This window comes from Kordiimonas sediminis (assembly GCF_014656395.1).
Classification (GTDB): domain Bacteria; phylum Pseudomonadota; class Alphaproteobacteria; order Sphingomonadales; family Kordiimonadaceae; genus Kordiimonas_A; species Kordiimonas_A sediminis.
This window is the reverse complement of the sequence record NZ_BNCI01000001.1, coordinates 1,713,610-1,727,258: the sequence shown is the minus strand read 5'-3', so window position 1 is coordinate 1,727,258 and position 13,649 is coordinate 1,713,610. Positions and strand designations below refer to the sequence as shown.

Sequence of the window (13,649 nt, the reverse complement as noted above, 5' to 3'; positions counted from 1 at the left end):
GCCTGCCGCCAGCGTTCGTTCTGAGCCAGGATCAAACTCTCAAGTTGAATGTCAGGAAACCAATAATGGCTCCATAAAAAACCACTATTCCTTCACACAACCAGAAAATCTTCCAACATCTGTGCCTAAACACAGAAGCTCAAGAATTAACTGACTGATATATGCGTGAACATATATCAAAATAACTTCACTCGCTTAAAAACAAGCGAAGCATGTTAGAGATAAGAAATAGTAGTCAAAACAGACTACCGTCCTCATCTCCCTTCCATATCTACTCTGTCAAAGATCAAATCGCCTGCCGTAAACTGTTGTTTTCTTTAGGCTGTTCCGCTTCGCTGCCTCGCCGTGTTGGCGTTACCGTGTCGCGGTGTGGGGCGGGTTATAGGCGTGGTTATTCAGTCTGTAAACACCTTTTTTCAGTTTTTTCTAAAAAACCTGTAACAAAAGCAGAAATCAGGCTTTCTTGATATAAACGGCATGATGAGGACAGCCTTATTGAAACAATATTACATGAACACCGTAATCCTTCGGGTACGCTTTTATACCGCGCTATCAAATAATAGGTATTCGACCTCCATTTTGATCTGAATCAGGCGACTCTCCCCCCAATCATTCATGCTGATACGCCACCAAAAAACGATCGGACCAAGACAAACACATAAAAACACGCGCAAAAGATGCTAAATGCACCAAAACAGGGGAAACAGACGGTAGAATCACACCAGAAGCGACCCAGGAGACGCTAAGAATCGGTATTTTGCCATGTGTGACGATGGGAATCAGGTGTACGGATACTTTCACATAGGCCCGTTCGACACTGATATTGGCCAAAGTACCGGGTAAACGGTACAGAAGTGGGTAAAGACCTGACTGATTCCTGCCATTCTTTCAGATCAAGAAAAGCGACTTCTATAATAGAGGCAAGAATCTCCTGGCCGAGACTGGCACAATACGGATCAGAGAGAACTACAGGCCCGATACTTCCATATAGCGACGCAGAATCGCATTTAACCGGGCTTGTTCCTCTTTAGATAGGTCAGACACCAAACGTTCCTGCGTTTTGACATGAGCGTCGAGCGCAGTATCAATAACCGATCGACCTTCCGGTGTTAGGGAGATGAGGCAACCCCGCGCATCATCAGGATTGGGAAGACGCTGAACAAAGCCAGCCGCGACCAACCGGTCAATACGATTCGTCATAGTTCCTGAAGTTACCAATGTCGCAGACAATAGATCATTAGGCGATAACGCATAAGGAGGACCGGATCGCCTGAGGGTCGCCAATACATCAAAACTAGCGGCGTTCAGACCATGCTCTTTGAAAGTACGCTCCATTTCAGCCGACAGAAACCGTGATAGCACCTTAAACCGCCCAATCAGCTCCATCGGTTCTGTATTCAGGTCCGGACGTTCCCGGCCCCATTGCTCTCGCACTGTGTCTAATCTGTCCATGGAGCAACTATTTCGATTTTTATCTTGATGTCAAGACAAATACATGTATCTTGACGTCAAGATAAAACAGGAGATGCGTCATGCAACGAAACAAACCACAGACAGTATCCCCCTTTCTGCTGGCTATACCCGCGGTGGCGCCGATAGTCTGGGGTAGCAGCTTTTTCATCGCGACCGAGTTTTTACCGTTCGACATGCCTTTAACCGTCGCGATGATTCGGGCATCCGTTGCCGGGATACTATTGTTTCTGTGGGCGCCCATCTTGCCCAAGGGTCACTGGTGGTGGCGCAGCGTCATCCTGGGCGCCTTGAATTTTTCGATATTCTGGGCGCTTCTGTTTATTGCCGCATACCGCTTACCTGGAGGAATTGCCGCTACAATCGGTTCTTTTCAGCCACTGATCGTACTGGGGTTATCGTGGGCGGTGCTGAACACCCGCATCGAAAGAAAATCTGTTGTGGCTGCCATAGGCGGTATCATCGGAATAGCCATTCTGCTGAATGATGGTCTCAGCACACTGGATGTGTTTGGGGTTCTTGCGGCAGTCGGCGGTGCAATCGCGATGGCCAGCGGCATAATATTGACCAAGGCATGGACGCCGCCTGATTCTGTATCACTGCCTACATTTGCCAGCTGGCAGCTGATTGCAGGTGGCATTCTATTACTCCCGTTCGCTCTGTGGCTGGAAGCAAACACCCCGCACCTTGAAGCACGTCATATCCTTGCGCTTCTGTATCTGGCCGTTCCGGGGGCAGCGCTGTCTTATCTTGCCTGGTTCTGGGGGGTGAAAAACCTTGGACCTGACCGAATCATTCAAACTGGGCTTCTTAGTCCAGTCGTCGCAATCTTGCTGGGTTGGCTTTTCCTGGGGCAGAGCCTGAACAACCAACAGATTTTGGGGGTGCTGATAACACTCGCAAGTATTTGGATAAGCCAAATCCCAACAAAGCGTCGCCGCCTGAGTGCGCCGCACCTGACGCAACCTAATAATGGGTAAACACCCTACCCCATTCCACACCGCCTATATAATAAAGAGAAATACCATGAAAATTTTGATAATTGGATCGACCGGCGATATCGGTCAACGTGTCAGCGCCGAAGCCATTTCAAGGAAGCATACTGTCCTTGGAATGATCAGATCAGAACATAAGTCCAGATTCCTTGTAAAAGGAGTGATACCGATTGTTGGAACTGCAGAACATACGGCCACAGTTCTTCAAATCCACCCAGACATCGACCTTATAATAAGTGCCGTAAGGCCACCTGCCGGGCAGGAGCATATTTTACCTGACCTGACCACACCCATCATGCAGGCAAGTGCCAAACATAACACACGTCTTATTATATCCGGCGGCGCGGCCAGACTTATTATTCCCGGCACCGGGGGGATGACCGTCTTGTCACAGCCTGGCTTCCTGCCAGATTCTGTTGTCCCGATCGCCAAAGCATCCATGGCACAATATGAACAGTTCAATCATGCGCGCCTGTCGATCTGGTCGTATGCGTCCCCCTCCGGCAATATATATCCAGGCGTACGCACCGGGCACTACCAGCTTGGTCAGGATGAACTTCTTCAATCGAAGGCAGGACTATCACAGATATCCATGGAAGACTTCGCTGTCGCGTTACTTGATGAGGCAGAAAATCCCGGTTTTGCGGGCAAAGCCTTCACCGTCGTTGATGCATAAACCTCATGATGGTTGCCAAGACGATCTTCGGTTCGTTATGTCTATCTGTACTTTCAGTGCCAGATGGCATCAACCGGCCTAGAGGCCAGACATTACAGTACCAAGGGGGATAGCATGCAATATATTGACGCCAAACAGATTGAGGAACTGTCCCCTTACGCGGTGCTTATGGATTCACTGGACGAAGCGTTCCGTTCCGACATAGAAGTGCCTGTCAGGCAGCATTATGCCATTGATAAGGAAGACCCCGCAAGAACCACCCTTCTTGCAATGCCCGCGTGGGAAGCACAGGATTATATTGGCTTCAAGCTGGTTACTGTTTGTCCGCTCAATCAAGACCGGCCCAGCATTCAGGGTAGTTACATATTAATGGACAGCCTAACAGGGCAAACACTAGCCATGATGGACGCACCTGAACTGACTGCACGGCGCACCGCCTGTGCCAGCGCCCTTGCCAGCCGCTACCTGTCACGAGAGACATCCAAAACCCATCTGATAATCGGTACAGGAAAGCTAGCCCCCTATTTTGCCGAAGCACACAGAGCTGCCCGGCCCATCAACCAGACACTGGTTTACGGCAGAAACAAAGACAAAGCCGAAGCAACCGTGAATGTCTTGTCCGCTAAAGGTATGAACGCGGCTGTTGTTGATTCTCTCGAAACAGCGGTTAAGCAGGCCGACATCATCACCTGTGTCACCAGTTCGAAAAAGGCGGTCATAGACGGTAACTGGGTTCAGGCCGGCACGCATGTTGACCTTGCTGGTGCCTACCTGCCGGATATGCGCGAAAGCGATGATGCACTGATCAAGCGGGCGCGCCTTTTTTGTGATACCTTTGCAGGCGCGACCAAAGAAGCGGGCGATCTGCGATTACCGCTGGACGCAGGCCTGATTACGCTCGACAGTATAGAAGCTGATCTGCCAGCCCTGGCACGCAGCAATGCGCCCGTTAGACGGTCAGACGATGATATCACTCTTTTTAAGTCTGTTGGCTGTGCCCACGAAGACTATGCAGCGGCGAAACTCATTTATCGCAGTTTAGAGGACTGTCCACCCGCCACATCACGCGGTAAAATCTATATAGATTGACAGCCTCTGTTTGCTGTTGGAAACTGCGCGCATGTTAAACCTTGATGATGCAAAACTTGAAAAACACTCTGTGACCATATCTGGTCACCGCACATCCATTTCACTGGAAAAAGGTTTCTGGCGACATCTGCGCCAGTATGCAGAGCAGGAATCAATTTCAATGAATGAACTGGTTAAGCAGATTGATGAAGCCCGGACAGGGTCGCTGTCCGGTGCACTTAGATCATTTGTTCTTAAACAATTAGAAGATCACATAGCAAAGCTGCAGGGTTAGTTATTAGTCTCTGTCTCTGCTGCATCTTTTTCAGGCTTTTTCTGAATTTTGTTCAAAAGCTCCAATGCACGGCCAAAAACCGCAGAACCGGGAGATTGCTGCGTCCCGCCCGTGGTTTTCTGTTTTTGCTCTAACTCCTGAAACACAACTGATCTGAAACGCCGTTCGATGTCGGCAATCACAAATTTTTCAAACAAACGGCTTTGCCAATCGGTGGCAGGCGCGGACAAACTACCTGTATAACTAACGGGAATGGCTGGTGTGTCCTGTGGCTTCACAAGTTCAAGCAGTCCCTTTAGGTTCAGTAGGTCATCCGCCAGATTTACCTGACCATCCAGTGTCAGGCTGCCCCAATCACCAAAGGCATCCAGCGTTTCAAACAGAGCGACCCCGCCATCCATCGTGAAAGAGGCATTAAATTTATTCACCGATGTCTGGCCCTGCCGGAAATGGGTACCAATGGATTTGAGAAATCCCGTCGCTGTATCTGCCGTCGTCATCGTCTGCACAATCGAAGGCACAGACAAAAAGTTTAGTGTTCCGGCAAAGCCTTCAATCTGGCCTTCGCCTGTCAGACTTTGTTTCATGTCGCGAAGCGTCCTACCCTTGCCGCCCAGATCAAGACGAACGGACCCCCCACCATTGATAACGGGTTTCAAGCCACCTCCTAATAATAAAGAGGCTAAATCAAACTGTGTTGCATCAACCGTCACATGAAAGGACGGAACGGCATCAGACAATAAGTCTACCTGCCCCCTAAGTCGCCCGCCATTCAGGCTGGCGTCGTCGCCCAGTGTAATACGCATAACACCGTCACCAAGGATTGCCTGCGCAGAGGGAGCCGCAACCTTCTGTCCGAAGATAGAAATGTCTTGTAGTTCAATGGCCAAAGTGCCCGCTGCATCCTGCCAGGGAAAACTAATCTCTGTATCTGTCAGTGTCTTTGCAGACGGTTCAGAACTCTTGGTGGCATCAATTGTCAGCCCGGCCAATCGCGCCCGTCCTTTTATGGTATTATTGGCAGCAACATCAACATGCCCCGTAAGGCTTGTTCCCGCATTGCGCATAATAATATCAGACAAGCTGAGGACATCCCCCGTTTTCTTGATGTTTGCTTCAATGGTTGCTGGCTGATCTGGGGTCGGGAAAATTCCTGTTCCCAACAAATCAGATAAATATCCGGCATTTGGGTGATCTACTGACATTTTTGCTGTCAGAGTATTTTCCGTCCCGGAGCCAGAAATTTGAACCTGACCCCCGGCAAGCTTGCCGCCCAAGCGGAAGCTGGTGTCGGCGGCACTTCCCGTCTTTTCCAGAGAGTATGCAGCCTCTATTGCTACTGGTTGATACAGCGTTATGTCATTCGCCTTCAGTATATCCGATAGATCACCGTGCTGAATATTTCCCTGTATGGCATAAGACGACAAAGACTGACCGGCGACAGCAACCGTGCCGCTTGCACTCAGGGCGTTACCTGGCGCCGTAAAGTCCGCGGTTACACGCATGTCAGACAATTGCCCCCGAACAGAGAAAGAGCCGTTCAGGGCGGAAACATTTAAAGCCTGCAAATGAGCAGAGCTGTCCTTGGCGAAAGCTGTAACAAAACTAACAGGCACATTTTGCAAACTGCCAGACGTATCCAGTGTCCAGGCACCCGTAGATTTATCCGCACTGGCTTCCAGTTTCAGCACCCCCTGCCCCATCGAGGCAGTCAGGTTGCGTACAGCCAGCCCGCTGCGTTTCACATCGGCATCAAAATTGACTTTGCGGATACTTTCGCTCTGCCAAAAAAGGTTTGTTGCCTCGACAGAAAGCGCTAGATCATCGGTATCGATAAGCAATTTATCTAACTGCTGCGCGATCGTCTCCCTACCGGTTCCCCCAGCCTTTGAATTCGCAGCAGATCCTGTTTGATACGCATCAACATTTAAATCAGCGATAGATACAAAAATCTTTTCTGGCCGGTAGATACCCCTTGGGCCAGACATGGTGCCTGCAAAACGGGTTGTGTCAACCTTGCCCTCTGTAACTGCGAACTGCCAACCAGCTGGCCCGGACAACAGTTGTCCTGAAACTGAAGCCGTAGCCAAACGACCAGTGGCGATTTTATCATTCAAGTCAATATCCAGCCACCGCAGCAAAGCCGGCAAATTGCCCGAATCTAAACGATATGTGCCGTCAAAATCATTGGATGATGAAAATGTTGCCCCAGCGGTCAGCGTTGAACCACCCGGTAGCATCGCCTGAATTTTTTGAACCGTCACATCAGACCCAGTGACAGTAACAGAAGCACCAATGTGCTGGGTTACACCCCGAGCATTTTCAATACCCTCAATATCCAGATCCACTGTCGCCGAAAATGGAAAATCAAAATTTTCTTCCTCTGAGGGCGCAAAGGTTAAACCTTGCCATGCGTCTGCTTTTATCACCCCCAAAGATACTGCGCCGGTGATAGAAGCCCTGTCCATGACGGCAATAGCCAACTCGAAACGACCACGCGTATCGCCAATCAGCAGTTCCCTGGTGTCTACTTCTATAAGAGAACGCTGACCGCCTACCTGCACATCAAACTTAAAAGGCTTTTTCGGTCCACTCTCAAAAGCGCGGTTGGCTGTCGCTAAAAAGCCCAGAGTATTTGCATAGGAGATAATATCTGTGCCCTGCCCTTCTACCCGGCCTGTTAGTGCCCCGTCCGGGTCAAGCCTGCCTGACAGGATCAAGCTACCACCGCTGACATCAAATTCTGCACGCAGAGAGATTGCATCACGTACCTTTACTGGGCGCAGGCGACCCATTGTTTTCACCTGTTCGCCGTCCAGCAGGAATTCCCCATCCCAATCAAGGGGGCCTTTCGGCAGGCTACCGACAAAATCAAGTGTCGGGATGATTAATTGTCGCCGAGCAGTATTTGCCTGCGCCACCGTGATACGGGCATTCTCTACCCGCAAACTATCAAATCCCAGACCACGGCCCGACGCCTCAGAAGGGCCGGTGTCCTCTGCCGCAGGCCAGCCTTCAATCCACCAGCCACCCTCACTATTTTCAGCAACGGTGAGTTCCAGACCATCCAGATCCAGACGTTCAAAACTGATATCCCCCCGCAGGAGAGAGAATAGCGATATCTTCAGATCAATTTTATCTGCTGTGGCAAATGGCCTTGTCACATCGGCTGACTGAGGCGACAGACTAACGGTTTCTGCTGAAATCTGCGGGCTGGGGAAAAGCGACATGCTGACAGTACCGTCCAGCTCTACCTTCAAGCCGGACCCGTCAGACGCAATCTTAGCAAGGGTCGAACGATACTCATTCCAATCCATAAAGCCAAGCATCACTGACAATAGTACCAGCGACGCGACGATCACTGTAAAAATTCCCAGACTGATTTTCTTCGCGATCTTCACAGACTTCCCCTCGATACCTGCACCCGGCACAGTGACCAGACTGAATTTACCCTTACTATAGATATGGCATTTGGGCGGTCTAGTGGAATTTCTTGGCTTTTTTATGTCTAGATACTAAAAACTACTACGGGTAGTAGCGGTAAAAGGACCCTCCATGTCCCCTGGTGGATTGAATGCACTGAAAAGACTACGGCTTGGCCGCCGGGTCAAAATATTGTTTTACGGCTCAGGGCGGCATAAGCACTGGCTTCTGATGCTGCTTGCAACATTCATCGGAATCATCTGCGGGTACGGGGCGATAGGCTTCTATAAAGGGATCGGCTACGTTCTATCTCTCTTTTACGGGACAACAGAAGAAGTTTTGGCAAGCCACGCAGCATCCTTGCCTTGGTATCACATACTGATTGCAACCACGCTTGGTGGCTTTCTTGTCGGTCAGTTACTGCGTCTGTTACCGGAGAATCGTCCTTACAGCGTGGCTGATGCAATCGAATGTGCAGCGCTTCGGTCTGGAAATATGGATGTTAAAAGCGGCGTTGTCAGCGCTTTTGCTACTGTCCTGTCGTTGGGGGCGGGTGCCTCAGCCGGACGAGAAGGGCCAGTAGTGCATTTGGGCGCGACTATATCCAGTTTCATTAGTCGTACTTTCAAACTGCCGCCGAAATCTGGTCAAATTCTGCTTGGATGCGGCGTTGCATCTGCCGTTGCAGCATCGTTTAATGCCCCGCTGGCCGGCGTATTTTTTGCCCTTGAAATCGTTATCGGCCACTATGCCCTGCACACCTTCACGCCCATTGTTATTGCTGCCATCGCCGGTACGTTAATCAGCCGTGTCCATCTGGGGGAATACCCCGCTTTCGCCTTTGTTGACGTTCATATCGTCAGTGCGTGGGAATTTCCGGCCTTCTTCATTTTGGGTGTTGTTGCCGCAATATTTGCCGTGATCTTTATGATGACGATGGATTGGGGCAACAAAGTGCGCGAGCGCATCAATCATCTGCCGTATTGGCTGCATCCAGTCATCGGCGGCATTCTGCTTGGCATTATTGGAATATTTTTCCCTGAAGTCCTGAGTGTTGGCTATGAAGCAACATCAAAGGCGCTTATTGGCGATTATGGCCTTTTGCTGCTGTTGTTGCTGGTCGTCTTCAAAACCCTGGCAACCACCATCACTTTGGCCAGTCGATTTGGCGGCGGTATATTTAGTCCGTCCCTGTTTCTGGGCGCCATGCTGGGCAGTGCATTTGGAATTATAATTGGCCAAATCTCGCCGGAATATGCATCCTCGCCTGCTGTTTACGCAATTATCGGCATGGGCGCGGTGGCATCGGCTACCCTTGGCGCCCCTATCTCGACCATGCTGATCATCTTTGAAATTACCGGGGATTATAATGTCACCCTGGCCGTGATGATCGCGTCTGCCGTGTCTTCCCTTCTGTCCACGGTTTTTTACAAACAGTCCTACTTTCACCTGCAACTGGCGAACCGCGGCGTCTATCTTGAAGGGGGCAAGGCTACCTATCTTCTGAAAACGGCCCGCGTCTCTGATCATATGAGCAGGGATTTCTTCACCGTTTCAGAATCAGAAACGGTGAAACGCGCAAGTGACCTGTTGATGGCGCAAGGAGGCGGCTACCTGATTGTAACGAACGATGTTGGTGTGATGACCGGCAGTATATGCCTGACAGACATTCCGCACAACATGACAGACGAGGAAGCAGCCGAGCAAACTGCAGGCCGTATTTCTCGCAGTCCACCCATGACTGTTAGAACAACAGATCCGCTGCAGTATGCTCTATCCCGCCTTGAAAACAGTGGGGAAGAAATGCTGCCCGTCCTGTCCAGTGATGACACTGCAGCGGTTGTCGGGGTCATTAAATTGCGCAATGTCATGAAAGAATATAATCGTGCTCTTTTAGAAGCGCAGGGGCGCGATGACGAGTAATCATTCCTACCTGACTTATTGGGCAAATTGACCTTTCTATCTAAGAAGCATTGTAAATTTCCGTCTACCCTCAACGTCACATCAGAATATTTCTAGATTTCACCTTAGTTCGCCTTTGCACTAGAGCACCCGAATGCTATAGACGCTGAATGAATAATGACGACCCTTTTGACCTAGATGACCTAACACCGGCAGATCACGGAACCCGTGCCCCGGCAGCCCCCATGCAAACAACAAGCGGGGCCCCATTGGCGAACGCCCAATCAGAACCTGACTATTTAAACGGACTAAACGCCCCGCAGCGCGATGCAGTGCTGGCAACAGAAGGCCCCGTTCTTGTCCTGGCGGGCGCAGGCACCGGCAAAACCCGTGTTCTGACAACACGGCTAGGTCACCTGCTTGCAACGGGTCGGGCGGCACCGTGGAACATTTTGGCTGTAACCTTTACCAACAAAGCGGCGAAGGAAATGCAGGAACGGGTCATGAAAGTTATTGGCCGTCCTGTAGAAGGTATGTGGATCGGTACATTTCACAGCATTTGCGTGCGTATATTAAGGCGTCATGCCGAACTGGTCGGGCTGTCTTCCAATTTCACCATCCTGGATACAGATGACCAAATCCGCTTGCTCAAGCAATTGATCAAAGCTGAAAACATTGATGAAAAGCGGTGGCCGCCACGGCAATTGGCTGGCATTATTGACCGCTGGAAAAACAAGGCGCAGGCCCCTGACCAGATTCCGCAAGGGGAAGGATACGCCTTTGCAAACGGGATGGGCGGCGAGCTCTATCAACAATATCAGGACCGGCTGAAAATCCTGAACGCCTGTGACTTTGGCGATTTGATGATGCATGTCATCAAACTGTTTCAGCATAATCCGGATATTCTAAAACAGTATCATGCCCAGTTCCGTTACATCATGGTAGACGAGTATCAGGATACAAACACGGCACAATATATGTGGCTGCGACTTTTGGCACAGGGCAATAAGAATATTTGCTGTGTGGGTGACGATGACCAATCCATATATGGCTGGCGCGGTGCCGAGGTTGGAAACATCCTCAGATTCAACAAAGACTATGAAGGCGCTACCATTATCAGGCTGGAGCAAAATTATCGCTCTACCGGACATATTCTGGCCGCTGCGTCTGCCTTGATTTCCGCGAATGAGGACCGCTTGGGCAAGACCTTGTGGACAGATAGCGGGGACGGCACCCCTGTGACGGTCAAAGGTGTCTGGGATGCCCCCGAGGAGGCCCGTGACATCTGTACTGAAATCGAGAATCTGCAATCCAAAAGTCATAGCCTTGAAGAAATTGCCGTTCTGGTGCGCGCAGGCTTTCAGATGCGAGAGCTTGAAGAGCGATTGATACAGATTGGCCTGCCCTACCGCGTGATCGGCGGCCCCCGTTTTTATGAGCGTGCCGAAATTCGGGACGCGATGTCCTATCTGAAGGTTATTGCGCAGCCGGATAATGACCTGGCCTTTGAGCGAATCATCAATGTGCCGAAACGCGGCCTGGGTGACACCACCGTCCAGAAAATCCACACGCTTGCACGGGCGCACGGAATTTCCATGACACGGGCGGCCAGACAAATCACCGGGCTGACAACAGATGATAAAACTTACAAATTAACACCGCGCGCACGTACCACGCTAACCCGCCTGATGGACGATTTTGATCGGTGGCGCGGCCTGTCCCACAGCTATAGCCACACAGAACTCGCCGAAATGGTACTGGACGAATCTGGTTACACGGAAATGTGGCAGGCTGATAAGTCTGTTGATGCCCCGGGTCGGCTTGAAAACCTGAAGGAACTTGTCAGCGGCATGAGCGAGTTTGAAAACCTTGCTGGGTTTCTGGATCATGTATCGCTCGTTATGGAAAATGACAGCAACACCAGTGATGAAAAAGTCACCCTGATGACGATGCACGGTGCAAAGGGGCTGGAATTTGACACTGTCTTTCTACCCGGCTGGGAAGAAGGTGTATTTCCTAGTCAGCGCTCGCTTGATGAAACCGGCCTGAAGGGGCTGGAGGAAGAAAGACGCCTTGCCTATGTCGGACTGACCCGGGCAAAGAAAAATGCCCATATCTATTTTGCCGGTAGCAGACAGGTGTTTGGACAGTGGCAAACAAGTATGCCAAGCCGCTTTATCGAAGAATTGCCGGAAGATCATATCACTGTTCAGTCTGCGCAGGGCCTATACGGAAACACACGAAACAGTGGCAGTAGCTGGGGCCGCGATACCAGTTACGAATCAGACAGCACTTGGTCAGGGGACAAAGACTGGACAGCGCCAGAACAGAACCCCAGCAAATACGGACCTGGCTGGAAAAGGCGGGAATCATACGACAATTATCGTCCTGTACGCGATCGGGGTATTGGTTCATCAATTACCTCCAGTCCGCTAACCCCATCTTTAGGACGGAAAAAGAAGAAAACCACCGCGGCAGTAAGTGAATTTGCTGTGGGCGAAAGAGTATTTCATGACAAATTTGGCTACGGCGTTGTCGAAGATGTCGAAGGAAATAAATTGCTGGTCGCGTTTGAAAAAGCCGGCACAAAACGGGTCATGGACCAGTTTATAACCAAGGGATAAAATGCATGACAGATATTTGGTGCCTAAGTGGTGAGATGACGCGGGAACAAGCAGAAGTCCTGGATACGCTGTTGATCGAAATGGTATATGAGGACGATCAGTACCCGCCGACTTTATCATACTTTGAACAACCAGATAGCGAGGAATGGAAAGTTGATCTATTCTTCACAGGAAAGCCAGACGAGCAATTTGTCAGCACGCTGCTTTCAAGTGCGGGTCTGTCCGATTGGTCCTACACCTCCTCGAAAGTAGAAGACCGGGACTGGGTAAGCGAGAGCCAAAAACTGTTGCAGCCAGTCCATGAAGGGAACTTTTACATCTATGGCAGTCATGATGCTGACACTGTCCCGACCGGGGTCATTGCTCTGCAGATTGATGCAGGGCAGGCATTTGGTACAGGCCAGCATGAGACGACCGCTGGCTGCCTAAGATTAATCCATGACCTGAAAGACACCACTGCACCGAAACGCATTCTTGACCTCGGCACCGGTACCGGGGTTCTTGCACTGGCCGCACAAAATCAGTGGCAAGCCGCACAAACACTGGCGACAGATATTGATCCGATCGCCATTGATGTTACGCGTGAAAACCTGACAGTTAATCACCAGCCGGAGAGGAAAGCCGGAGAGACAGGAACAGGTATCGCCCTTGCTGTGGCGGAGGGTCTGGATGATCCGGTTTTTACATCAGAAGGACCGTTTGATCTGATTATCGCGAACATTCTTGCAGCCCCCCTGATTGATTTGTCAGCTGACATCACTGCCAGTCTGTCCAAGGGGGCGCATCTTATTTTGTCTGGTTTGTTGATCACACAGAAAAAAGAAGTCCTCGACGCCTATACGGCGCGAGGACTAGAAACTCTGGGCAGAGTAGAGAAGGGAGAGTGGGCCGCATTACTGTTAAGAAAACCGTAACCGGCCAGAGAGTGTTTCCCGGGGATACCCCCGGGAAGAGTACTTAGGAAAACTTGAATTCCGATGTGCCACCCATGCTGAGCGGGCGCACAATGTGAGGGAAGCCGTTTGATTGACGCGCAGACTTAACACCCGGGATCTGGCCACGCGAAGCCATCAAGCCCATAAATGAGTATGCACCAATAGTTTCAATTTCGTTCCGAGTCTTAGCCATGTCGTTTCTCCTTAGGCCAAAAAATCAATCAGTCATCTATCGCAGATCATCTGAGGCGCTATATAGGC

At 50.5% G+C, this 13,649-nt stretch carries 10 protein-coding genes; 7 read left to right on the top strand and 3 right to left on the bottom strand.

Annotated elements, in window-relative coordinates; all coding sequences use genetic code 11:
• Window positions 1–966: 966 nt before the first annotated feature.
• Window positions 967–1,452: a MarR family winged helix-turn-helix transcriptional regulator gene (locus tag IE181_RS07600; RefSeq protein ID WP_191251435.1), complete on the bottom strand. Its 486-nt coding sequence runs from the start codon at window positions 1,450–1,452 to the stop codon at window positions 967–969.
• 80 nt (window positions 1,453–1,532) lie between these two features.
• Here IE181_RS07600 and IE181_RS07595 point away from each other — a divergent pair, with 80 nt between their 5' ends.
• From IE181_RS07595 to IE181_RS07580, 4 genes are all read left to right on the top strand, one after another.
• Window positions 1,533–2,450 (top strand): EamA family transporter, encoded by a 918-nt coding sequence (locus IE181_RS07595; RefSeq protein WP_191251434.1) that lies wholly within the window; start codon window positions 1,533–1,535, stop codon window positions 2,448–2,450.
• Between the two features lie 46 nt (window positions 2,451–2,496).
• Window positions 2,497–3,141 (top strand): NAD(P)-dependent oxidoreductase, encoded by a 645-nt coding sequence (locus IE181_RS07590; RefSeq protein ID WP_191251433.1) that lies wholly within the window; start codon window positions 2,497–2,499, stop codon window positions 3,139–3,141.
• Between the two features lie 114 nt (window positions 3,142–3,255).
• The gene (gene lhpI / locus IE181_RS07585) at window positions 3,256–4,230 is read left to right on the top strand and encodes a bifunctional Delta(1)-pyrroline-2-carboxylate/Delta(1)-piperideine-2-carboxylate reductase (protein WP_191251432.1); all 975 of its coding nucleotides are present in this window, start codon (window positions 3,256–3,258) and stop codon (window positions 4,228–4,230) included.
• Between the two features lie 31 nt (window positions 4,231–4,261).
• Entirely contained in the window at window positions 4,262–4,504 is a 243-nt protein-coding gene (locus IE181_RS07580; RefSeq protein ID WP_189775038.1) for a ribbon-helix-helix domain-containing protein, read from the top strand.
• On the opposite strand, the gene IE181_RS07575 is transcribed toward IE181_RS07580, so the two are convergent.
• Window positions 4,501–7,905: an AsmA family protein gene (locus IE181_RS07575; protein ID WP_191251431.1), complete on the bottom strand. Its 3,405-nt coding sequence runs from the start codon at window positions 7,903–7,905 to the stop codon at window positions 4,501–4,503. The genes IE181_RS07580 and IE181_RS07575 overlap by 4 nt on opposite strands.
• Window positions 7,906–8,059: 154 nt before the next feature.
• Here IE181_RS07575 and IE181_RS07570 point away from each other — a divergent pair, with 154 nt between their 5' ends.
• From IE181_RS07570 to IE181_RS07560, 3 genes are all read left to right on the top strand, one after another.
• Window positions 8,060–9,850, top strand: a complete 1,791-nt coding sequence (locus tag IE181_RS07570; protein ID WP_191251430.1) for a chloride channel protein — start codon at window positions 8,060–8,062, stop codon at window positions 9,848–9,850.
• A gap of 149 nt (window positions 9,851–9,999) precedes the next feature.
• On the top strand, window positions 10,000–12,453 hold the full coding sequence (locus IE181_RS07565) for an ATP-dependent helicase (protein WP_191251428.1): 2,454 nt from the start codon (window positions 10,000–10,002) through the stop codon (window positions 12,451–12,453).
• A 5-nt stretch (window positions 12,454–12,458) separates the two neighbouring features.
• Complete coding sequence (locus IE181_RS07560; RefSeq protein ID WP_191251426.1) at window positions 12,459–13,367, top strand: 50S ribosomal protein L11 methyltransferase; 909 nt, start codon at window positions 12,459–12,461, stop codon at window positions 13,365–13,367.
• A gap of 43 nt (window positions 13,368–13,410) precedes the next feature.
• Here the strand turns inward: IE181_RS07560 and IE181_RS07555 are convergent, their stop codons facing one another.
• Entirely contained in the window at window positions 13,411–13,581 is a 171-nt protein-coding gene (locus IE181_RS07555) for a hypothetical protein (protein WP_191251424.1), read from the bottom strand.
• Window positions 13,582–13,649 lie beyond the last annotated feature (68 nt).